The organism is Muriicola marianensis, from assembly GCF_014638095.1.
Taxonomy (GTDB): domain Bacteria; phylum Bacteroidota; class Bacteroidia; order Flavobacteriales; family Flavobacteriaceae; genus Muriicola; species Muriicola marianensis.
In genome coordinates this window covers 2,319,606-2,342,303 of sequence record NZ_BMFH01000001.1, presented here as the reverse complement: position 1 = coordinate 2,342,303, position 22,698 = coordinate 2,319,606, and the positions used below count along the sequence as shown (strand labels likewise).

Sequence of the window (22,698 nt, the reverse complement as noted above, 5' to 3'; positions counted from 1 at the left end):
AGTTTCTTCGCGTCCGAAGGTAGGTATTTTTACAGGTTTGGCCATCCCGGCGGCTCCAAATAATTCTCCGGGGAAATCTTGATATTGCTAAAAAACCGTTGTATATTTGCCGTCCACATCGCGGGGTAGAGCAGTAGGTAGCTCGTCGGGCTCATAACCCGAAGGTCGCTGGTTCGAGTCCAGTCCCCGCTACAAAGAAAGCCATCAACGAAAGTTGGTGGCTTTTTCTTTGCGGACAAGCGGAACTTGTTCCAGCTTGGGAGCAAAGGAAAAGGAGCAAACTCGCCCTGGCGAGTTTGATGGCTTTCTTTGTAAAGCTACCTCCTTAGGCCCTTTCCGATCCACCGAAGTTTTCAACGAAGGTGGGGAGGAAAGAATCCAATCCCCTTGGCAAAGCAATTTCAATATTGGTTAAACTTGTAGCAAATGAAAAAGCAGCGCCATGCACAGCATGGCGAATGGCTTTCTTTGTACAGCCACCCCCCAGGCCGCTTCCGAACATAGCGAGGAAGCAATCCAGTCCTTTCACAAAGCAATTCCCATCAGAAGGACTTTTCCGTCGCAAAAGCCAGGCTTGTCTGAGCTTTGGAGAGGGGAAAAGGAATTGCTGTGCAGCACCCATCCACTTTGGATGTTTCCGAAACGAAGGTGGGGAGGAAAGAATCCAGTCCACAGCATAATTCCGTCCCGATAAATTCTATCTTTATTCCATCATCTCTTTTGCCAACCATGAAACCCAAACCCATCCTAGAAACCCAACGCCTGATCCTGAGGGAACTATGCCCCGAAGATGCAGATGATATGATGCGGCTGCATTCCCACCCCGTAGTGCAGCGATATACGGGGGAAGGGGTCATCACCACACCCGAAAGAATCCGCAATAAGATAGCCGAAAAACAAGCGGATTACCGAAAATACGGCTATGGCCGCTGGGCGACTGTCCTGAAAGAGGGCGACCAGTTCGTAGGCTGGTCTGGTCTGGCCTATCTCCCGGAATTTGACGAAGTTGACGTTGGGTATCGCTTTCTGCCGGAATTTTGGGGACAAGGCCTGGCCACTGAGGCCACGCGGGCCATTTTGACCTATGCTTTCAACGACCTCAAACTGCAACGGATAGTCGCCATTGCGATGAAGGAGAACATCGCCTCCATCAGGGTCATGGAAAAGGCGGGGATGCAGTTCGAGAAGAATGCCCCTTATTTTCCGGACGGGGAAGATCTTGTATGGTACAACATGGTTAAAAAGATATGAGACTTACAAAACTCAGGTGCCTGGAAATACCATACCCTAACTCCCGGAAAAATTGAGTATCATTGGTGACTTAAAATTTTGAATCTCCGATGAACCATACTAAAGTCCTTCTCAGTATAATCCTGCTGTCTATCTTCCTAATTTCCTCCAGCTCCTCTACAGGCAATGAATCCGTTATTGACATCCCAATGGGTGCTGAGACCAGAAACGGATCCGCCAATGACATCACATCTGACCATAAATCGGAGCATCTTGATACGCTCTCCCTGATCTTTTCCGATGAATTCGAATACGAGGGCAGACCGGACCCTGAGAAATGGCACTACCAGGTCGTCGGTCCGGCAAAAGGCCATTGGTTTAACGCAGAAAAACAACATTACACGGCAAGACCGGAAAATTCCTATGTCAGCGACGGCACTCTGAAGATTAGGGCTTTACGTGAAAAATATACTTCTGATGGGATAACTAAATCCTTTACCTCAGCCCGATTGAATTCAAAATTCGCCTTTACCTACGGCCGGGTGGAGGTCAGGGCTAAACTCCCGTCACCCGGGGGTACGTGGCCTGCTATCTGGACTCTGGGCGCCAATATTGACGAGACCGGAAACTATTTTGGGTCTGAATATGGCAGCGTGGGCTGGCCAGCTTGTGGGGAGATCGATATCATGGAACAAAGGGGGTGGGATAAAAACACTTCCCTGGGATACTTCCACTGGGGAAACACCCAAACTGGCGCTTATCAAACAGAGGGATCAACTATCCCTAATCCCGGTTCCACAGAGGAATTCCACCTGTACATTCTGCAATGGGACGAGGAATATATGAGGATCTACGTAGATGATACCCTGGTCCATGAACTGTCTAATACCACAGACAAACCCTATGACAACCCTCATTACCTGCTGCTGAATGTGGCTATGGGGGGTAATCTGGGTGGTGAAATTCCTGCATCCTTTACAGAGGGAATCATGGAAGTGGATTATGTAAGGGTCTATAGCAACTGACAATAAATCTTACGGGCATTAAAAAAAGGATGCCTTTCGGTTCTATATTTTTTGTACCTTAAACCATTATAAACCAATTAAATAACCAACCCATGAGAACACGATTCATTACCCTTGCGGTACTGGGCTTACTCGCCCTCTCTGCTTGCAAACAGGCTGCATCTGAAGAGCAGATGGATGCTGCCGAAGCTCCTGACTACGCTGCCTTCGATTCCAAAGTAGCCATCATCACGGCCTTTTACAAGGCCCACGAAGCCGAAAATCTGGAAACCCTTACCAACCTGCTGGCGGATACCCTTCAATGGAGCCCGCCCCAGTTCAACGGCAACCAATGGTTAGGGAAGGACGACCTGCTGGCTGCCCTGAAGAACTATCACGAGAATTTTGACGACATCAGCTTTACTCCCGGGGTGTCCACACCCAATGCAACCGAAGGTGGCTACTGGTCCGGTTCGGTCTTCCCTGAAGCCACCGCTACCACGGAATCCAACAATATAAGGGTGTATGGTACCTGGAATGCCACCCATACCGCAACCGGCAAGCCCGTAGGTGTCAAATTCTACGCCATCATCTCAGTAAATGATGAGGGTAAGATCGCCGCTGCCTCCGACTACTTTGACGTAAACGGCCTGGCTGTACAGGTTGCAGAGGAATAAATTCCCGTTTAAGACTATAAAATGGCCCCGGTTGGGGCCATTTTCTGTTTATCCTAATTGAAATATGGGTTTCTGCTAATGCGTTTTTTTTTACTTTCACCCTTAAACCGATCACCTAATACATATGATCAAATTTTTCAGACGCATACGTTATAATCTCATCGAGAAAAACAAGGCCGGACAATATTTAAAATACGCCATTGGTGAGATCATCCTGGTGGTCATAGGCATTCTGATCGCCCTTAGTATTAACAACTACAACGAGGACCGTATCCTCAGAAAAAAAGAACAGACCTACCTCAAGAGCCTGCAATCAGAGTTTTTGGTGAGCCAGAAAAAACTGGAAACTCTCATGGAGGTGAACAGGAAGAATTACGAGGCTGCAAAAAAGATCCTTTCCGTGATTGATAAAAATCCTTCCTCTGATCTGGAAGAAACGCTCTCCCAACTGGGATATAATTCCTTCGCTTATGAAATCGCCTATTACCCGAACAACGCCGTTTTGAATGAGATGATCAGTTCCGGTAGCCTTCGGGATATTTCTAACGACGACTTGAGGATTCACCTCGCTTCGTGGAGCTCGTTCCTGGAAAGCATCAAAATACAGGAACAGGATCTGAGATTAGAGCGGGAAAAGATCAGGGATATGTTTCGCAGAAACAACGCCAGCATCAGAACCGTTTTTGATCAAACAGGGATCAGCAACAAGATAATGGGAATAGAGAAATCCGACGTATTTTACAGCAACATGGAGATGTTTAGAAGCCGTGAATTTGAGAACAACATTCTCACCTTTATCATTACGAGTATCAGTGTAGAGGGAGAGCACTACATGCCCCTGCTGGAAAAGATCAAGACAATACGTTCGCTGATCGACTTTGAAGTAGATTCTTAAGTCAAAAAAGAGCACAAAAAATGGCCCCAAAAGGGGCCATTTTCCATATATATCGATGCTGAGATCTAGGCCAGATCAAAACGGTCGAGGTTCATCACCTTGTTCCATGCCTTGACGAAATCCTTTACGAATTTCTCATTGGCATCATCACAGGCGTATACTTCGGCCAGGGCACGCAGTTCGGTGTTGGAACCAAAGATCAGGTCGACCCGTGTTCCGGTCCACTTCTTCTCTCCCGTACTGCGGTCCTTGCTTTCGAAGACCTCCTGGTCTGCATCCACCGCCTTCCATTCATTGCTCATGTCGAGCAGGTTCACGAAGAAGTCGTTGCTCAACGTTCCCGGCCTTTTGGTGAATACTCCGTGGGCAGAGCCGTCATAATTTGCATTCAGGGTTCTCATTCCCCCTACGAGTACTGTCATCTCAGGGGCAGTAAGGGTCAGCAGTTGTGCCCTGTCTACCAGCATATCTTCCGTAGAAACGGATGATTTGATTTTGCGGTAGTTCCTGAATCCATCTGCCATTGGTTCCAATACATCGAAGGCTTCTGCATCGGTCATCTCTGCAGTTGCGTCTGTTCTACCCGGTGTGAATGGCACTTTGATATCCTGACCCCCATCCTTGGCGGCCTTTTCCACTGCGGCACATCCTCCGAGGACGATTAAGTCTGCCAGAGATACTTTTTTGTTTCCTTTCTGAGCTCCGTTGAAATCAGACTGCACCTTTGTAAGGGTGTCCAGAACTTTTCCGAGTTGAACCGGGTTGTTGACTTCCCAACCTACCTGAGGCTCAAGTCGAATTCTGGCGCCATTCGCCCCACCGCGCATATCGGATCCCCTGAAAGTGGAAGCAGAAGCCCAGGCAGTTCGCACCAGGTCTGAAACAGAAAGGCCAGTGGCGAGGATCGTCTTTTTCAACCCTGCAATGTCCTTCTCATCGATGAGCTCGTGGTCTACTGCGGGGACAGGATCCTGCCATACCAGATCCTCTTTGGGGACTTCAGATCCCAGGTATCTCGCTTTCGGCCCCATATCCCTGTGTGTCAGTTTGAACCAGGCTTTTTGGTAGGCCTCCTTGAATTCTTCCGGATTCTCCAGGAAGTGGCGGGAGATCTTTTCATAAGCCGGATCCATCCTCAGGGAAAGGTCGGTCACCAGCATGAAGGGTGCGTGTTTCTTATTTGGGTCGTGGGCATCCGGTACCGTTCCGGCACCCGCTCCGTCCTTGGGCTGGTACTGCCATGCCCCGGCCGGGCTCTTGGTGAGTTCCCACTCGTATTTGAATAAATTTTCCAGGTATTTGTGGCTCCACTTGACGGGAGTATCTGTCCAGGCTCCTTCGAGTCCGCTGGTAATGGTATCCGAACCTTTTCCACTCTTGAAATTGCTCTTCCATCCCAGGCTTTGCAACTCGATGGGTGCTCCGGCAGGTTCTGCCTCAAGGAATTCTGAGTCCTTGGCAGCCCCGTGTGTCTTTCCAAAGGTATGTCCCCCTGCGATCAGAGCCACGGTCTCGTAGTCGTTCATGGCCATACGACCGAAGGTCTCACGGATATCGTGTGCTGCAGCTACAGGGTCTGGATTTGCATTGGGACCTTCAGGGTTTACGTATATGAGGCCCATGTGTGCGGCTCCCATCTGTCTTTCCAGTTCTCCTTTTTCATTGTAGCGTTCTTTATTGCCGAGCCATTCGGTCTCAGATCCCCAGTAGATATCCTCTTCCGGCTGGTAGATATCTTCCCGGCCGCCTGCAAAGCCGTACATGGGGAGTCCCATGGATTCGTGGGCCACGTTCCCCGCGAGGATCAGCAGGTCTGCCCAGGAGAGTTTTTTTCCGTATTTCTTCTTGATAGGCCACAACAGTACCCTGGCTTTGTCCAGGTTAGCATTATCGGGCCAGCTGTTCAGGGGAGCAAAGCGCTGAGCCCCTGTGCCTCCACCGCCTCGACCGTCAGAGATTCGGTAGGTACCCGCGGCATGCCAGGCCATACGAATAAAGAAAGGTCCGTAGTGTCCGTAGTCTGCAGGCCACCAGTCTTTGGAGTCCGTCATAAGGTCTGTAAGATCCTTTTTAACAGCCTTAAGATCAAGGCTTTTAAACTCCTTTGCGTAGTCGAAATCCTTTTCCATAGGATTTACGCGTTCAGAGTGTTGCCTGAGGATGTTCAGGTTGAGAGAGTTGGGCCACCAGTCTCTGTTGGTTGTCCCGCCTCCGGCCACCTGCTGCAGTTCCCCGTTAAGGAAAGGGCACTTACTTTCATCATTCGCACGGTAGGTTGAACCGTTGGATGATCCAGTTCTGTCTTTTAAGTCTTCCATGGTGTCGTAATTAGGTTTATTAAGAGCGTTCGTTTTGAATTTCTCAAGTTCCTCAAAGTTACCAAATGAATTCCTATGATCCGGAAGGTTTGTATCGATATAAACTATGGCTCATGTAGTTTTCCGATCTTCTCTCAGGGTGGGGTACTCAAAGGTATTCCGAAGCGAATTATTCAACTGATATAAGATTATCTCTGTATCTTTTGAGGAGTAACAAATCTACCTCAGATCGATGGTATCGAAAACTTCATCAAAGACCTATATAGCCCTTCTGAGAGGCATCAACGTGGGAGGTCACCACAAGATGCCTATGGCCCAATTAAAAAAGGAAATGCAAAATATGGGGTATACAGGAGTTATAACTATTTTGAATTCGGGTAATGTGATTTTCCTGTCAGACAATCACGATACTGCAAGTATTCAGGATCACATCTCCTCTCACCTGAGGGAGGTGTTTGCTTTTGAGATACCCACACAAGTTTTGGATGCCGAAATTCTTAAGGGTATGTCCAAAACAGAACCCTTCCGAGACGAGGAGTTGAACGAAAAGACCCGCTGTTACGTTACGTTCCTCGGCAATACGGTCAAAGATACAAATGAATACCCCATGAGCAGCGAGGACGGATCTTTTAAAATCCTGAGGCAGAGTGGGCAAGTTCTTTATAGCATACTGGATCTCAACAAGAGCGATACGCCAAAAGCAATGGCCCTGGTCGAAAGAATTTATGGAAAAGGGGTCACGACCAGGAATTGGAAAACCATTCAACGGATCGCAAAGAAGCTCAGTTCAGATAGCAAATAAAATAAGAGTAAAGCTGAAATCTTCAGAATTCTCAAAAGGCATCTATGTTCAGAATAACAGAAATAAAGGAGAAGCATCTGTGGATAGCAGTTATGGTGGTTTATCTGACGATCCTGTCCACCCTCTTTATAGGTCAGCCTCTGGCTAATGAACTGAGAGACCAGAATGTTCAGGCAGTGATATTTTTATCGGGTATGTTGTTGGTTGCCGTGGCTGTGCTGCTGCACGGATTGATCCGGAGACCCGGTGCAGTAGAATACGCCTTTCTGATCGGTATAGCAGCGGTCTATGTCATGTTCTTTTTCAGGCTGGGTGCTCCTGAACGCAGCCACCTTATCGAATACAGCGTACTTGCCGTACTTCTGCACAAGGCATTCGGAAAAAGATACGCAACAGAAAACAGGATTTGGAAGCCCGCTATTACCGCCTGGATTTGCGGCGTATTGCTGGGTGCCCTGGATGAAGGGATACAGTTCTTCCTGCCCAACAGAGTATTCGACCCCCAGGACATCGCCTTTAACAGCATAGCCGTGACCATGGCCATTACCACCTCCGTAGCACTTTTCCTGCTGAGAAATTTTCTCAAAAAAAAGGCGGTTAGGTAGGTCGGGCGAATCTAAATGATAAGTACATTTAATCAGGTCATCCATTATCCCCAATATTATGATCCACCCTGATACGGAACTGCGATTTATAAATAAGACCATAGGCTACGGCGTGGTGGCCACCAGGGATATCCCGGCCGGCACCATTACCTGGGTACTGGATGCGCTCGACAGGGAGTTCACCTCTGCACAATACGAAAAGATGCCTCCCATCTACAAGACTATCCTTGACACCTACACCTACAGGAATAATAAGGGACATTATGTCCTTTGCTGGGATCTGGGGCGCTACGTCAACCACAGTTTCAGGTCGAATTGCCTCTCCACCGCCTACGAATTCGAGATCGCCATCCGCGACATCAAAAAAGGGGAACAACTCACAGATGATTACGGATATTTGAACTTACAGGAACCTTTCACGGGAGTGGATGAAGGTACAGATCGGAAAGTGGTATTTCCGGATGATCTTTTGCGTTACCACGAGGTATGGGATGCCGAACTTCGCAAGGTTTTTAACCTGATATCTGAAAAGAAACAACCCCTCAGGGCTTTGGTTAATGATTCTACCTGGAAGACCGTCGAAGACATCATCGGCGGAAAAAAAGAGATGGATTCCATACTTTTGAATTATTACCGCGGGAAATAAATACACTCCCGGCGTCTTAAAAAACTTCGCTTAAGAAAGAACGGGTCTTTTTTAGAGTGGGTTGGAAACGGCTTTTTTATGTCGAATAAACAGACTTCCTTCATCGCAAAGAACCTCGAGGACCTCCACTTTGGGGGAAACTGGACCGCCGTCAACCTGCAGGGTGCCCTGGAAGGACTCACCTGGGAAGAGGCCCATCAGAAAATAGCCTCCTTGCACTCCATTTCAGAGTTGGTCTACCATATCAATTATTTTATCAAGGTGGTGAACCGGGTATTGCAGGGGCAGCCCCTGGAAGGAAAAGATGCTGTAAGCTTTGACGTCCCTGAAATCAACTCACGGGAAGGCTGGAATGTTTTTCTCGAAGAGGTCTGGGAGGATGCCCGGACCTTTGGCCGACTGGCCCGAAACCTGTCCGATAAAAAGCTGGACGAGATCTTTTCAGACCCGAAGTACGGCTCCTATGAACGTAATCTCTACGGGTTGGTAGAACACAGCCATTACCATCTCGGACAGATCGTCCTGATCAGAAAACTCCTGAAAGAAAGGAAGTTCTGACACCGGAACCCTCATAAATGTTATTACCGTTTAGGATAAAATCCCTAATTTTAACAAAAGGGGTTGGGAAGATCCTGCCCTGAATCAGTCAACAACAAAAACCAACCACCATGAATCCCATCTTCAGGAATATTTTAGCTGTTATCGCGGGACTGGTCATAGGCAGCGCCGTAAACATGTTCTTTATCTCCCTGAACGGCAGGGTTATCTCCCTGCCCGAAGGAGCCGATGTAAGTACCATGGAAGGACTTGCCGAGAGTATGTCGCTCTTTGAACCCAAGCACTTTATCTTCCCATTCCTGGCACATGCCATAGGGACGTTCGTCGGGGCGTATTTCGCCGCCAGGATAGCCGCCAACAGGAAAATGCTGTTCGCCATGGTCATAGGGGTGGCTTTTCTTGCGGGAGGGATCATCAACGTGATCAATCTGCCGGCTCCGGGCTGGTTCTCGACCCTCGACCTCGTCCTGGCCTATATCCCAATGGGTTGGTTAGGCGGAAAATTAGGCAGCAGAATATCAAAAAAATGAAGTCTGAAACTCGTTCTCCAGGTCATTCATTATCTCAGGTCAGATATCAAATGATCCTATCAAAATCGAGCTCCAACGAACCTTTCATCATATATAAACCTAAAAACCAACACACCGATGTCTGAAACCAAGAAATCAAAATCAGCCTGGGAGATCACCCAGTCCATCATTTTGCTCCTCACCCCTGTCCTTGTCGCCGTAATGGGATATTTCTTTAACAGGAGCCTCACCCAGATCGAAAGTCAGATCGCCAATGTTTCTGCCATGCAACCCTTTATGGAAATGATCGCAGATAAGGATATTACCACCTCCAAGATGGGTGCCTATGCCATTTATATGTTAAAAAAAGACGATGATCCCCAGATCGCGGCCCAGATGATCCTCGCCCCGGGAAAGCCCCATTTGATGGACGTCCTGGTCGATATAGGCACAAGGGACACAGCGATCAAAAACGTAGTAAATCGGGTGCTTGAAAACATCGACCTGAATCCCGGAGATTCAGTTCAACTATCCCATCTCTCTGATATTCAGAGAAACGCCTTACAGATCATCGATAAGATCGATGAACAAACCGCTAATGCCACTGAATTCGCCACAACTAATGAAGAGCAAAAAATCGCGGCTGTCGACTGGCTCTACCTCGGAAACTTTACACCCGGGTTGACCAGCGACCGGATCATTGCGGGTACTCCCAAAGAAGGAGAGACCTATGATCTGATCAAAGGGGCCAATGTCAGGGCAGACAAACCCAGAAAGGAAAATAATTACAGATTGCCGCAATTCGTAAGGGTTGCCAAAAAAGGAAGTAAAATTAAAATAGACACCCTTACAACGGATAAGAAAAATCACAAGTGGGCCAGGGTGTATTTTGTGCAAGAATGACCTGAGACGAATGCTCAAACCGGTCGCCATTTATTATTTGATTCAGGAGCCTCTTTATCCATAAACAGCTTTTTTATAATAATCCTCATTTCAATGCTATGAAAAAAGTTCTGATCTTAAACGCCCTTATCTGGGCAGCGGTCATTCTGCTGGCCTCTTCCCTTGTCGGGGATCATCCTCAATACCAGATCCTGATCGGTGTACTGGCCGTTGGGTTTACCCTTCAAAACGGATTTACATATGCCTTTCTGAAGGACAAAAACTAACATGTCATTCGCGCGCTTCAAATCGATATTGTCAATAGGCTGCCCTGCTTTATTCCTGTTGCTTTCCCTCTCTTGCTTCTCTCAGGCGACACCCTATGTCAACCCCAACGTCAGGGCTTCGGAATCCTTATCCGGATATTGGAAATATATAGTGGACCCCTATGAAAATGGCTATTACAATTACAGGCTGGAACCGTTCGAGGAGCAGGAAGATACATCCAGGAATGCCTTTTTTACCGATAGCAAACCCCGAGATCGGTCAGAACTTATCGAATACGACTTCGATCTCAGTGACAGCATTTATGTTCCCGGCGACTGGAATACACAAAAAGAGAAACTATTCTTTTACGAAGGAACTGTCTGGTATCGGAGGCTTTTCAATTCCACTATAAAGGATCCTGCGAATCGTGTTTTTCTTTCCTTTGGTGCAGCCAATTACAAGGCTGACGTATATCTGAACGGCCAGAAACTTGGGAGTCATACCGGAGGTTTCACCCCATTTTCCTTTGAAATTACTTCCCTGTTGAAGGATACTGTCAATTCCCTGGTTGTAAAGGTTGACAACAAACGCCTGAAAGACGGGGTGCCTACGGTAAATACCGACTGGTGGAATTACGGGGGCATCACAAGGGATGTAAACCTATTGGAAACTCCTTCCACATTCATAGAGGGCTTTAGCATACAACTGGAGCGCGACGATCCGGGGCATATTGTCGGCCTGGTACAGTTGAACGGTATAGACCGGTCCGGGTCAGAAGTAGAAGTACACATTCCCGAACTCGGTAAGTCGGTACTCTTAAAGACCGATGAAAAAGGCAAAGCATCTTTTCGTACTTCTGTTGATTCACTCAGGCTGTGGTCTGTAAATGACCCTAAACTTTATAAAGTTATTTTCAATACAAAGGAGGACACCATAACAGACATGGTCGGATTTCGAACCATTACTGTAAAAGGAAGGGATATACTATTGAATGACCGTCCTGTCTTCCTAAAAGGAATTTCCATTCATGAGGAGAGTCCCATCAGGGGAGGCCGTGCGCATTCCAAAGCAGACGCCAGGCAGTTATTGGGTTGGGCAAAAGAGCTGGGATGCAATTTTGTGCGCCTTGCACATTATCCTCACAACGAACACATGGTCAGGCTCGCAGATTCACTTGGCATTCTTGTCTGGGAGGAAATTCCGGTCTACTGGACTATCTCCTGGGAAAATGAGGCTACCTATGAGAACGCCGCCAACCAGTTACAGGAACTCATCAGGAGGGACAGAAACCGGGCATCTGTCATTATCTGGTCCATGGCCAATGAAACACCCACAAGCAATGCGAGGAACCGTTTCCTGACAGATCTGGCCGAACTGACGAGATCGCTGGACCCGACACGCCTGATCAGTGCAGCACTTGAACAGAGTTCATATCAGGGAGATCCCTGGGTCAGGACGATTGAGGACGATTTTGCCCGGGTAACCGACATTTTAAGCTTTAATCAGTACATCGGCTGGTATGACGGCCTTCCGGACAAAGCCGAAAAAATAAGCTGGAAGATCCAACAGAATAAACCTGTGTTCATATCCGAATTCGGTGGCGGGGCGAAACAAGGATATTTTGGAGACAAACACACCCGTTGGACAGAAGATTACCAGGAATACCTCTATGAAGAAAACATCAAAATGCTTAGCTCTATTGAACAATTGAGGGGCATGTCTCCCTGGATCCTTGTAGACTTCAGGTCGCCACGCAGGATGCTCCCTAAAATCCAGGATGGCTGGAACCGAAAAGGGCTGATCTCTGAGGAGGGCATAAAAAAGAAAGCTTTCTACACCCTGCAAAAATATTACCTGTCAAAAGAATAAGTCCATGGACCTCGCAGCCCAGATCGTCACGGCATTTTTCGGCCTCTTCCTGATTGCAGTGGGTTTTATGATGCTCGTATCCCCCACCCTCGTGTGGCGAATCCTCAGCAAGGCCGGGAGCACCCCTTTGATCAATTACGGGGAACTCATCCTTCGGATGATCCCTGCAGCCGGACTCATCCTTTGTGCACCTGAATCACGGTTTCCTGTGATTTTTGAATGGCTGGGGTGGTTTATGCTGGGGACTTCCGCAGTGCTGATCCTGCTTCCCAGGCGCTGGCACCACGCCTACGCCAAAAAATGCGCGGCCCTCTTACCCCCGCCGGCAATCCGATTGCTGACGCCATTATCCTTCGCTTTTGGGGGATTCGTGCTATATGCCCTGCTCTGATCTTACTGGGCGTCTTTGATGATCTCTTCTACCACTTCTGGATTCAGCAATGTACTGATATCCCCGAGGTTAGAGGTATCATTCGCTGCGATCTTCCTGAGGATCCTCCTCATGATCTTCCCGCTCCTGGTCTTGGGCAATCCGGGTACGAATTGGATCTTATCCAGTTTGGCGATCGGGCCGATATGCTCGGCGATCTGCTGATTGATCTCTTTTTTCAAATTCTCCCTGTCCCGGGCTTCCCCAACTTCTTTCAGGATCACAAAGCCGTAAAGCGCATTCCCTTTAACTTCATGCGGGAATCCTACTATAGCAGATTCAGAGACGGCCTGGTGCTCGTTGATGGCATCTTCTATGGGTGCTGTTCCCAGGTTATGTCCGGAGACGATGATCACATCGTCAACCCTTCCCGTAATCCTGTAGTATCCCACGGCATTCCGCATTGCGCCGTCACCTGTGAAGTACATATTCTTAAAAGCCGAAAAATAGGTGTCGTAATACCGCTTATGGTCCCCCCATATCGTTCGGGCCATGGAAGGCCAGGGGAATTTAATGCAAAGCCTCCCCTCGACCTGGTTCCCCTTGATCTCATTGCCTTTATCATCCATGAGGGCCGGCTGCACCCCAATAAAGGGCAAGGTAGCATAGGTAGGTGTCGTGGGAGTTACATAAGGGATGGGAGAGATCATGATGCCACCGGTCTCGGTCTGCCACCAGGTGTCTACGATCGGACTCTTATTCTTTCCGATGTTGTTGTTATACCAGTTCCATGCCTCCTCATTGATAGGCTCCCCTACCGTTCCCAGTACCTTGATGGAAGACAGGTCGTATTTCTCCACGTAATCAAGGCTTTCCTTGGCCAGGGCGCGAATCGCCGTCGGAGCGGTATAGAATTGATTGACCTTGTGTTTGGCCACCACCTCCCAGAATCGTCCGTGATCGGGATAGGTAGGCACCCCTTCAAACATAACCGTTGTAGCTCCGTTGGCCAGGGGCCCATATACGATATAGGAATGTCCTGTGATCCAACCGATGTCTGCCGTGCACCAGTAAATGTCTTCCTCTCTGTACCTGAATATATTTTTAAAAGTGTAGGCTGTGAATACCATATATCCGCCGGAACTGTGCACCATACCCTTGGGTTTACCGGTTGATCCCGAAGTGTAGAGGATAAACAGGGGGTCTTCGGCATCCATGATCTCCGGTTTGCATTCATCTTTGGCCTTCTCCAGCAGAGGTTCTATCCAATGGTCCCTTCCTTTTACCATTTCCACTTCTCCCCCCGTGCGATTAACCACAAGAACAGTCTTCACCCCTTTGCAGTCCTTCAGGCTCTGATCTACGATACCTTTGAGATCCAGGGTCTTTGCTCCACGGTAAGAACCGTCGGAAGTGATCACCGTCCTGCAGTCACAGTCGTTTATCCTCGCAGCCAGTGCCTGGGAAGAAAAGCCGGCAAAGACCACAGAATGTATGGCACCTATTCGTGCGCAGGCCAGGACCGAAATAGCCAGCTCAGGGATCATAGGCAGATATATACAGACCCTGTCCCCTTTTTTTACTCCCTGGGATTTCAGGACATTGGCAAAACGGCATACGCGTTTATGCAATTCGTTGTAAGAAATATGCTGGGCTTTCTCTTCAGGGTCGTTAGGTTCGAAAAGGATCGCGGTCTTCTCCCCCCTTATGGCGAGGTGCCTGTCCAGACAATTTTCTGTGATATTCAATTTTGCCCCTTCAAACCAAGTCACTTCAGGCTTGGAAAAATCCCATCTCATGACCCGCTTCCAGCGTTTTCTCCATAAGAAATGTTCTTCTGCGATCTCCTCCCAGAAATTCTCGGGTTCTCTTACCGATTTTCTGTAAAGCTGGAAATACTCTTCTAGGTTTTTGATACTGTAATTACTCATAGGATCATTTTTAATGCGGACTGGCTTCTCCGGCCCCTTTTGGCAGACGTATGTTCTCCACAATCTCCTGAACCTCTTCGGGCGGATCACGGAAGAAGGCCGAAACAGAGAGGGAGACTATAAAATTAAGCAACATTGCCACGGTTCCAAAGCCTTCAGGAGAGATTCCAAACCACCAGTCTTCAGATGTTCCTCCTCCGAACATGTCGAATTTGAATCTAAGCATGTAATAGAGCATCGCTCCAATGCCTACCACCATACCGGCCGTGGCCCCTTCCTTGTTCATCTTTTTATAAAAGATCCCCAGAATGATGGCCGGAAAAAAGGAAGCTGCTGCAAGGCCAAAGGCCAGAGCTACCGTAGCTGCCACAAAATCAGGCGGATTGATACCAAAATATCCAGCGATACACACGGCGATCACAGCAGAGATACGTGCCAGGACGAGCTCGCTTCGGTCCGAGATATCCGGTTTCCATTGTTTTTTGATCAGGTCGTGGGAGATGGCCGTAGAGATAACCAGCAGTAACCCCGCTGCTGTTGAAAGGGCCGCAGCCAGGCCTCCGGCAGCCACAAGGGCAATCACCCAGTTGGGCAGGTCGGCAATTTCGGGGTTGGCCAGCACAGTGATGTCCGGATCCACAGTCAACTCATTAATTTCTGCATCCCCCGTGTATTGAATTAGGCCGTCCTGATTCTTGTCCTCGAAGAGGATAAGTCCGGTCGTTTCCCATTTTCGAAACCATTCGGGCATGGCTTCATAGGGCTGACCACTCACAGTTTCCAGGAGGTTGGTCCTGGCGAAGACAGCTACAGCCGGGGCAGTTGTATACAGGATTGCAATAAAAAGCAGGGCATAACCCGCAGATTTTCTCGCGTCCCTCACCTTGGGCACTGTAAAGAACCTGACGATGACATGGGGCAATCCCGCTGTACCCACCATAAGGGCTGCCGTGATACAGAGGATGTCGAGGGTCGACTTGGATCCATCCGTATAAGCTGTAAAACCAAGGGCTTCTGAAAGTCCATCCAGTTTGTCGAGGAGGTAAGTCTCCTCACCCAGTACCTGGGAACCCATCCCCAGCTGGGGTACAGGATTGCCTGTCATCTGGATGGAGATAAAGATGGCCGGGACCATAAAGGCGAAGATCAGGACACAGTATTGGGCAACCTGGGTATAGGTGATCCCCTTCATACCCCCCAGTACGGCATAGAATAAAACGATCAGCATCCCGATGATCACCCCTGTATCTATGGGTACTTCCAGGAATCTCGAGAAGACCAGGCCTACCCCTCTCATCTGCCCGGCCACATAGGTAAAAGAGACCATGAGAGCACAGAAAACCGCCACCGTCCTGGTGATATTGGAATAGTACCTGTCGCCAATAAAATCGGGCACTGTGAATTTGCCGAATTTTCTGAGATAAGGAGCCAGAAGGAGGGCGAGGAGGACGTATCCACCCGTCCACCCCATCAGGTATACCGATCCGTCATAGCCGGTAAATGAGAGCAGTCCGGCCATCCCCAGAAAGGAAGCAGCAGACATCCAGTCGGCCGCAGTTGCCAGTCCGTTGGCCAGGGGCGGGACATGGCCTCCTGCGATGTAAAAATCGCTGGTGGAATTGGCACGGGACCAGATGGCGATCCCGATGTAAAGGGAAAAGGATATGACCACAAGGAGCAACGTCCAGCTCTGTACGTCCATACTCAAAGCGTTAAATCGGGATTAATCCTCGTCATCGTATCCGAATTTCTTGTCGAGTTTATTCATCAGACGGACATAGATAAAGATGAGGAGTACAAAGACGTAGATGGATCCTTGCTGGGCAAACCAGAACCCAAGGCCAAAGCCACCTATTTTAATGGTATTCAATACATCTTTGAAGAGGACACCGGCGCCGAATGATACCAGGAACCAAATGGCCAGGAGCACGATAAGATACCTGAGGTTCTGCCTCCAGTAGGCCCTGGCGTTATGTTGAGGTTTCTCCATTGTCCCTTATGCAAGGAACAAAATACTAAATTCCGCGGGAATTAAAAGCAGTAAGGGTCTGCTGGAGGGGTCGATCTTATCATTGACCAAGTGGCTGGGCATCGAACTGGCTGAGTTCGTGATCCTCGCAGATCACATTGAACTCTATAGGGTTACAACACACCTCGCAATCCTCTACATAGGACTGCTGTGACACGGAGGTGTCCAGGAGGACGGAGATCTCCTCCCAGCAATACGGGCATTGGAAAAAGTGTTCGTACATCCTAATACTACAATTCTATGTTCAGTAGCTGTCCGGTGAGTTGAAGGAGCTGCAGCTCGGCGAGTTTTGCGTCGTATTTGGATAGGTTTTTATTTGTCTGCGCATTGAGCAGGTTGATCTGAGCCTGCCTGAATTCTATGGAGGTGATGCGCCCCAGCTGGAACTGTTCCCTGGATCGGGCAAAATTGTTCTCATTGGTGATCACATTCTGTTCCTGAATGGCATAGATCGCCAGGCGGTTCTCATAGATCTGAAGGGCATTGAGGATATCCCGGTCTACCTCCAGTTCGATCTGCTTCTTAAGCAAGTCCTGGTTCTCAAAGGCGATCTTGGCGTTCTTTACCCTCACAGCTGTGCTTCCTCCGTCAAAGAGGTTCCAGGTGAGTCGCGCCCCGAGGTTGAGGTTGAAGGTTGTGTTATTCGTTCCGGGGAAGAAGGCAGAAGGCGGATTCTGGTTCAGGTTCCACCCATAGGAGCCGCTCAGCCCTACGGTAGGTAAATAACCGCTCCTGCTTACCTTGATATCGTATTCGTTGATCTTCAGGTTCTTTTCCGTCTGCAACAAGGCCACGTTATTCTCTTTGGCTGAGGCTATGAATTCATCCAGCGCAAGCCTGGGAATAAAATTGACCACCGTGTCCACGGCAAAGGTCTCATTGAGGTTTTGGTTCAGCACTACATTGAGGTCTCTCTTGGCATTTGCGAGTTGTTGCTTGGCATTTAAAAGGTTGATACTGTCGTTGGTCACATCCACCTGGGCGTTCAGGATATCCAGCTTGGTATTCTGTCCGTATTCGAAGGAGTATTCAGCCCTAGTGATCCGGTCCCTGGAGATCTCCAGTGCCTGTTTAAAGACATTGACGTTCTCGGTTAGACGGGCCACCTCAAAATACACGCTAAACAGCTGCAGCATCGTATTTTCAATAGTCTCCCTGGCCTGGAGTTCGGTAAGCTCGTATTGTTCCTGAAGGCTTTTATAGTTGTAGAGCCTTCCGAGACCGTCAAAGAGTGTATAATCGAGAGTTACCCCGGTATTGTACCGCTGCGCTTCAGCCTTGTTGAGTTCAAAATCCGGCCTGGGCTGACCGTTCTCATCGAGCTGGCCGGGGAATTCAACCGTGATATCATCCCTGTTATAGGTGGCTCCTGCATTGGCCGTCAGGGACGGCAGAAACCCGGAATTCAGGATACTCTGGTTGTTTTCAGCGATTTTGACCTGGTTCCTGGCCACCTTTATCCCAAAATTGTTCTCAAGGGCCAGGGTCATGGCCTCCTGTTTTGAGAGGATGGGTTCTTGTGTAAATCCGGTAAATATTCCAAGGGAAAAGACCAGGAATAGGAGTGTAGGGTAACTTCTTCTCATGAATCGGTGTCTTCTAAATGGACCGTTTCTTTCAGGCTTTTCTTTTTGTCATTCCGACGTATTTGAGAGGTATGACCGTTGGTGGCCACTTCTAATTTCTCCTTGAGCTTGGCCTCCTGCTTCTGCTCTTTGATCACCCTCTCCACTGCTTCTTTGTTCAGCCTTTCTCCTGTTTTCAGCCAGGCGATATTTCCTTTGGCCGTATTGATGGCCGATAACAACAGGGGCAGCATCAGCAGTGTCAAAATGGTCGCAATCCCGATCCCGTAGGAAATTGAGATGGCCATGGGCTTTAGGAACTGTGCCTGCCGGCTCTTTTCCAGCAGCAGGGGCGCAAGCCCCGCGATCGTAGTCAAAGATGTCAGGAAGATGGCCCTGAAGCGGGATTTTCCGGCTTCGTACAGGGCGTCGTCAAAATTCATCCCCTGTCTCAGGTAACCGTTGAATTTCCCGATGAGCACCAGGCCGTCGTTCACCATGATCCCTATCAGTGCAATAATCCCCAGTGCAGAGAGCACGTTGATGGGGAACCCGTGAATATAATGCCCCCAGGCGACCCCGATCACGCTGAAAGGGATCATGGAGAGCAGGATCACAGGCTGACTGTAAGATCTGAAGGTAAACGCGATCACAGCAAAGATCAAGAACAGGACCACCGGAAACACCTTGTTGGCCGATCGAGAAAGTTTTTGAGCTTCACGGTTCTGTCCTTCATAGGACACGGAAAGGGTAGGATACTTGGCGAGCAAGCCCGGGATGAAATTTTGCTGCACGTCGAAGAGGACGTCGGTAGCACTTTCGTTGGGATTTTCCAGGTCGGCTTCCACTCTGATCTCCCGCTGCCCGTCGAGGTGACTGATAGACTCATCACCCCTGGCAATGGTATAGGTGGCAATCTCAGAAAAAGGCACCCTCTGACCCGTGGGGGTGAGGATCCTCATATCATCCAGATCTGAAATGCTCGAGCGGTTAGACCGGTCGTATCTCACCCAAACACGGATCTCGTCCTGCCCCCTCTGGAACCTCTGGGCCTGGGCACCAAAGAACCCGGCGCGGACCTGGCTCATAACAGACTGAAGGTTCAGGCCGAGCGCATAGGCATTCTCCTTGAGCTCAATATCGAGTTCTTTGATCCCTTCAGGATCTGTGTCCGTAACGTCCCTGAGCTTTGGGTTGCTCTCCAGAAACGCCCGGAGTTCTTCCTTGGCATTTTCGAGCTGTTCATTGTCATTTCCCAGCAGGGCAATGGAAACCGGACTTCCCCCGAAATTTCCTCCAGAACCGAAGGTGAGTCGCTCCACCCCGTACACTTCGCCTACTTCTTCCCGAATCGCATTGGTGATTTCAGGAGAAGGAAAGTCCCTCTCCTCACCTGGTAAAAGGTTAACCCTGAGGGAAGCCTTGTTGTTCCCGGGACCCACCCTTTTGATGATATTCTCTACCACCTGCAAGTTCCCCGTTTGACGGGCTGTAAAATCTTCATTCACCCTCCATGCAGCTGCCTCTACCCTGGTGATGATATCTTCTGTGATCTCCGGATTGGTCCCTTCAGGCATCAGCAATTCAATACTCACCTGATCACTGGCTACACTGGGAAATAAGGTCACCCGGACGACACCGGAGATAATAGAGCCAAATGTGATCACCAGCAATCCTGTAAAGATGGAAAAACTTATAAATCGGTTGTTGAGCACGAAATGCAGGGCGGGGCTGTAAAGCGTATCCCTGAGATAGGTCATAACCCGATCCCCGATCTTGTTAAAAACCCTCAATTTGGTCAGAAACTTGTCTACTCCCGATTGATTTTCGAGCTCTTCAGGGGTCTGTCTTACCAGGGCCTTGGAGTGTGCGATGTGAGCCGGCAGAATGATCAGGGCTTCGAAAAGGGAAACGGTCAGGGTGAGGATCACCACGGTTGAAACTTCTCCAAAGAATTCCCCGATCCGGGAGTCGAGAAAGAGGAAGGTGGAAAAGGCCAATATGGTCGTGATGATGGCAGACAGGATGGGGGGAATCACTTCCACGGTTCCGTCTATGGCTGCCTGGACGGGCGATTTGCCCATTTCGTAATGTTGGTAGATATTCTCTGAGATCACGATCCCGTCATCCACCAGGATACCGATCACAATTATCATCCCGAACAGGGAAAGGATATTGATGGTCACCGAGAACATGGCTGCAAAGATGAACATCCCCAGAAAGGAGATGGGCAGGCCAAAGGCCACCCAGAACGCCAGACGGGTGTTCAGGAAGAATGAGAGGAATAAGAGTACCAGCAAGATCCCTATGGCCCCGTTCTCTATCAAAAGGGCTGTCCTTTGCTTCAGGGATATGGAGGCATCGGAGACCACATCCAGGTGCACGTTGTTGTGCGTGGCATTGTAATTCTCTATGTAAGCGTTGATCTTTTCGGCAGTGGAGATAAGATCTTCACTGTTGGTGTTGCTCACCTGTACGTTTACAGAAAGGTTTCCGTTAAAAAAGCTGACGTTGGGGGTATCGGAGAAACGGTCCCTTACCTCAGCCACATCGCTCAGCCTGATGATATTCCCACTGGCATCGGAACGCACTACGAGGTTGTTGAGTTCATCTCCGTAGTAGGAACGGTTCTTTGCCCGGATCAGGTAGTCTTCCTGCTCCGTTTTTATTTCGCCCCCCGTGGACAGTATATTACTCTGCCCTACAGCCTGGGCCACTTCCTGGAAGGTGAGATTATACGCCAGGAGGTCTCTTTCCCTGATGGCGATCTCTATTTCCTCCTCGGGATAGCCTGTGACCTCGATCTGTGAGATGCCTTCCATCGCCCTGAGGTCGTATTCGATCTTCCGCGTGATCTGTTTCAGGTTGCTCAGGGAAATTCCTTTCCCACTGACCGCAAAGCTGATGGTGGGTCTGATCGATTCCTGTTTGGCCACAACGAGGGGTTCCATCCCCCCGGGGAAGTTGGGTACGCGGTCTACCGCGTTTTTAACTTCGGTCAGGATCACGTCTATATCCTCATCGGCATCGATCTCTACGGTGATACTTCCCCCGTTCTCTCTGGAGGTGGAAGTTACTCTTTCTATCCCGACCAGTCCTTTTAGGTTATCCTCTATCTTCAAAACAACCCCCTCCTCGATCTCCTGCGGAGCCGCACCGGGGTAATTGATATTGATCGTGATGATCTGTGAGTCGATCAGAGGGAAAAATGACGATTTCATCCTCAGGGCGCCCACGATCCCGAAGACCACAAAGGCGAGGATGATCACATTTACTGCGACATCAAATCTGATAAAATATCCTATGATCTTTCTCATCTTACGGGATTGGATTGATTTCTGAAGCGGCCGCAAGGTTGGTCGTGTCCCTGTATACCTTTACCACCAGACCGGCATAGGCTCCGGGCACCGGGCGGGAGAGGATGACCGTGCCGTCCTCAATTCCTTTGAGGATAGCCGTCTTGTCCGAAAAAAATACAGGGGTTACCTCCATCACATCCAGAACACTGTCCCGTACCACGAAGAGTTCCTTCTGATCGTTCAGCAGCTTTCTCGAGATCTCAAAGGCATTTTCCTCGTTCCGCCCTTCAATACTGGCTTCGAGGTACATGCCTTCCTTAACCCTGTCATCCTTTACATCGATAAAGACGGAGACCGTCTGTGATTCCTGGTTCACTGCAGCATTGATCCTGGCTACTTTGCCAAGGAATTGCTGTGTCCCCTCCAGGTTTTCAAGGGCCACCTCTTCCCCTACTTTCAGGAATTCGCTGTACGACTTATTGACAGCAACCTGCAGTTCGTAAACGCTGGGGTTAATGAACGCACCTAGTTTCTGACTGGGCCTTATCAGGCTTCCCTCAGTAACGAGGGCTTCAGTAAGCACCCCGTCGAAGGGGGCGCGGATTACGTATTTGGAGAGTCTCCTCTCCAGATTCTTTACGTTGTAATAGGTAGTGACAATATTTCTTCCACTGATGAAGTAGCGCTCTTTTTCTGAAGTGATCTCCGGAAGGTCTGGAGTGCTTTTCTCCAGATCGAAGCCGTTGAGGTAGGCCTGCCACTTGGGATATACTTCGGGGTAATCCAGCCTGAGATCCGGCATGGCGGCGGTAATCAGATTGTAGAGGTTGCTTTTTGCACTCTGTACGGAAGCCGCGTATTCATCGGCATCAATACGCAGAAGGACTTCCCCTTTCCTATATGCCTGACCCGGTTTAAAGGGGTGGCTGCTGCTCCTGAAGATGCCCTGAACCTCCGAGAAGATCTCTACCCTCTCCTTGGCCGCGAGATTACCGTTGGCGGGGATCACAATTGGGATGGTCCTGTTGACCACGGTATCGACGAATACGGTCTTCACTTCCCTGCGGGCCACAGGCCTCTTTTCCTCCTCGGCAGTCACGAGGAGATAGGCTATAAATACAGCCAGTACCAGGATTATAACACCGAGGGAATAGAGTATAATTTTTCTCATCCGGGAGGGTTGATTTGTTTAACGATCGGCCACAAAGCTAGATAATACTTCCCTTGAGGCGAGTTAAATAA

The 22,698-nt window shown here is 49.2% G+C and carries 22 protein-coding genes and 1 tRNA gene; 14 read left to right on the top strand and 9 right to left on the bottom strand.

Annotated features, from left to right (window positions below; translation table 11 throughout):
- The first annotated feature begins 119 nt into the window (after window positions 1-119).
- A tRNA-Met gene (locus IEV19_RS10715) sits at window positions 120-192 on the top strand.
- A 133-nt stretch (window positions 193-325) separates the two neighbouring features.
- Here the strand turns inward: IEV19_RS10715 and IEV19_RS10710 are convergent.
- Window positions 326-622: a hypothetical protein gene (locus IEV19_RS10710; RefSeq protein ID WP_188370641.1), complete on the bottom strand. Its 297-nt coding sequence runs from the start codon at window positions 620-622 to the stop codon at window positions 326-328.
- Window positions 623-729: 107 nt separating this feature from the next.
- On the opposite strand from IEV19_RS10710, the gene IEV19_RS10705 reads away from it, so the two are divergent.
- The 4 genes from IEV19_RS10705 to IEV19_RS10690 all read left to right on the top strand — a co-directional run bounded on the left by IEV19_RS10705 (window position 730) and on the right by IEV19_RS10690 (window position 3,806).
- Window positions 730-1,251 (top strand): GNAT family N-acetyltransferase, encoded by a 522-nt coding sequence (locus IEV19_RS10705; RefSeq protein ID WP_188370640.1) that lies wholly within the window; start codon window positions 730-732, stop codon window positions 1,249-1,251.
- 89 nt (window positions 1,252-1,340) lie between these two features.
- Window positions 1,341-2,255, top strand: coding sequence for a glycoside hydrolase family 16 protein (locus IEV19_RS10700; RefSeq protein ID WP_188370639.1), 915 nt, complete (start codon window positions 1,341-1,343; stop codon window positions 2,253-2,255).
- Between the two features lie 92 nt (window positions 2,256-2,347).
- The gene (locus IEV19_RS10695; protein WP_188370638.1) at window positions 2,348-2,911 is read left to right on the top strand and encodes a nuclear transport factor 2 family protein; all 564 of its coding nucleotides are present in this window, start codon (window positions 2,348-2,350) and stop codon (window positions 2,909-2,911) included.
- Between the two features lie 124 nt (window positions 2,912-3,035).
- The gene (locus tag IEV19_RS10690; protein WP_188370637.1) at window positions 3,036-3,806 is read left to right on the top strand and encodes a DUF6090 family protein; all 771 of its coding nucleotides are present in this window, start codon (window positions 3,036-3,038) and stop codon (window positions 3,804-3,806) included.
- A 65-nt stretch (window positions 3,807-3,871) separates the two neighbouring features.
- Here IEV19_RS10690 and katG read toward each other — a convergent pair whose 3' ends face one another.
- Window positions 3,872-6,124: a catalase/peroxidase HPI gene (katG, locus tag IEV19_RS10685; protein WP_188370636.1), complete on the bottom strand. Its 2,253-nt coding sequence runs from the start codon at window positions 6,122-6,124 to the stop codon at window positions 3,872-3,874.
- 232 nt (window positions 6,125-6,356) lie between these two features.
- On the opposite strand from katG, the gene IEV19_RS10680 reads away from it, so the two are divergent.
- From IEV19_RS10680 to IEV19_RS10640, 9 genes are all read left to right on the top strand, one after another.
- Window positions 6,357-6,926, top strand: a complete 570-nt coding sequence (locus IEV19_RS10680) for a DUF1697 domain-containing protein (protein ID WP_188370635.1) — start codon at window positions 6,357-6,359, stop codon at window positions 6,924-6,926.
- A gap of 44 nt (window positions 6,927-6,970) precedes the next feature.
- Complete coding sequence (locus IEV19_RS10675; RefSeq protein ID WP_188370634.1) at window positions 6,971-7,531, top strand: VanZ family protein; 561 nt, start codon at window positions 6,971-6,973, stop codon at window positions 7,529-7,531.
- 58 nt (window positions 7,532-7,589) lie between these two features.
- Window positions 7,590-8,177 (top strand): SET domain-containing protein, encoded by a 588-nt coding sequence (locus IEV19_RS10670; protein WP_188370633.1) that lies wholly within the window; start codon window positions 7,590-7,592, stop codon window positions 8,175-8,177.
- A gap of 78 nt (window positions 8,178-8,255) precedes the next feature.
- Window positions 8,256-8,735, top strand: coding sequence for a DinB family protein (locus IEV19_RS10665; protein ID WP_188370632.1), 480 nt, complete (start codon window positions 8,256-8,258; stop codon window positions 8,733-8,735).
- A gap of 110 nt (window positions 8,736-8,845) precedes the next feature.
- Window positions 8,846-9,265, top strand: a complete 420-nt coding sequence (locus IEV19_RS10660) for a cytochrome P450 family protein (protein ID WP_188370631.1) — start codon at window positions 8,846-8,848, stop codon at window positions 9,263-9,265.
- 117 nt (window positions 9,266-9,382) lie between these two features.
- Window positions 9,383-10,147, top strand: a complete 765-nt coding sequence (locus IEV19_RS10655; protein ID WP_188370630.1) for a hypothetical protein — start codon at window positions 9,383-9,385, stop codon at window positions 10,145-10,147.
- 98 nt (window positions 10,148-10,245) lie between these two features.
- Window positions 10,246-10,413: a hypothetical protein gene (locus IEV19_RS10650; RefSeq protein ID WP_188370629.1), complete on the top strand. Its 168-nt coding sequence runs from the start codon at window positions 10,246-10,248 to the stop codon at window positions 10,411-10,413.
- Window position 10,414: 1 nt separating this feature from the next.
- Window positions 10,415-12,262: a glycoside hydrolase family 2 protein gene (locus IEV19_RS10645; protein WP_188370628.1), complete on the top strand. Its 1,848-nt coding sequence runs from the start codon at window positions 10,415-10,417 to the stop codon at window positions 12,260-12,262.
- 4 nt (window positions 12,263-12,266) lie between these two features.
- Window positions 12,267-12,653, top strand: coding sequence for a hypothetical protein (locus IEV19_RS10640; RefSeq protein WP_188370627.1), 387 nt, complete (start codon window positions 12,267-12,269; stop codon window positions 12,651-12,653).
- Window positions 12,654-12,655: 2 nt separating this feature from the next.
- Here the strand turns inward: IEV19_RS10640 and acs are convergent, their stop codons facing one another.
- The 7 genes from acs to IEV19_RS10605 all read right to left on the bottom strand — a co-directional run bounded on the left by acs (window position 12,656) and on the right by IEV19_RS10605 (window position 22,627).
- Window positions 12,656-14,563, bottom strand: a complete 1,908-nt coding sequence (acs, locus tag IEV19_RS10635; RefSeq protein WP_188370626.1) for an acetate--CoA ligase — start codon at window positions 14,561-14,563, stop codon at window positions 12,656-12,658.
- A 10-nt stretch (window positions 14,564-14,573) separates the two neighbouring features.
- Entirely contained in the window at window positions 14,574-16,265 is a 1,692-nt protein-coding gene (locus tag IEV19_RS10630) for a sodium:solute symporter family protein (RefSeq protein WP_188370625.1), read from the bottom strand.
- Window positions 16,266-16,286: 21 nt separating this feature from the next.
- Window positions 16,287-16,553, bottom strand: coding sequence for a DUF4212 domain-containing protein (locus tag IEV19_RS10625; protein WP_188370624.1), 267 nt, complete (start codon window positions 16,551-16,553; stop codon window positions 16,287-16,289).
- A 79-nt stretch (window positions 16,554-16,632) separates the two neighbouring features.
- Entirely contained in the window at window positions 16,633-16,815 is a 183-nt protein-coding gene (locus IEV19_RS10620) for a CPXCG motif-containing cysteine-rich protein (protein WP_188370623.1), read from the bottom strand.
- A 7-nt stretch (window positions 16,816-16,822) separates the two neighbouring features.
- Window positions 16,823-18,178, bottom strand: a complete 1,356-nt coding sequence (locus IEV19_RS10615) for a TolC family protein (protein ID WP_188370622.1) — start codon at window positions 18,176-18,178, stop codon at window positions 16,823-16,825.
- Complete coding sequence (locus IEV19_RS10610; protein WP_188370621.1) at window positions 18,175-21,474, bottom strand: efflux RND transporter permease subunit; 3,300 nt, start codon at window positions 21,472-21,474, stop codon at window positions 18,175-18,177. Before IEV19_RS10610 ends, IEV19_RS10615 begins: the two co-directional genes overlap by 4 nt.
- Before the next feature lies 1 nt (window position 21,475).
- Complete coding sequence (locus IEV19_RS10605) at window positions 21,476-22,627, bottom strand: efflux RND transporter periplasmic adaptor subunit (RefSeq protein WP_188370620.1); 1,152 nt, start codon at window positions 22,625-22,627, stop codon at window positions 21,476-21,478.
- Window positions 22,628-22,698 lie beyond the last annotated feature (71 nt).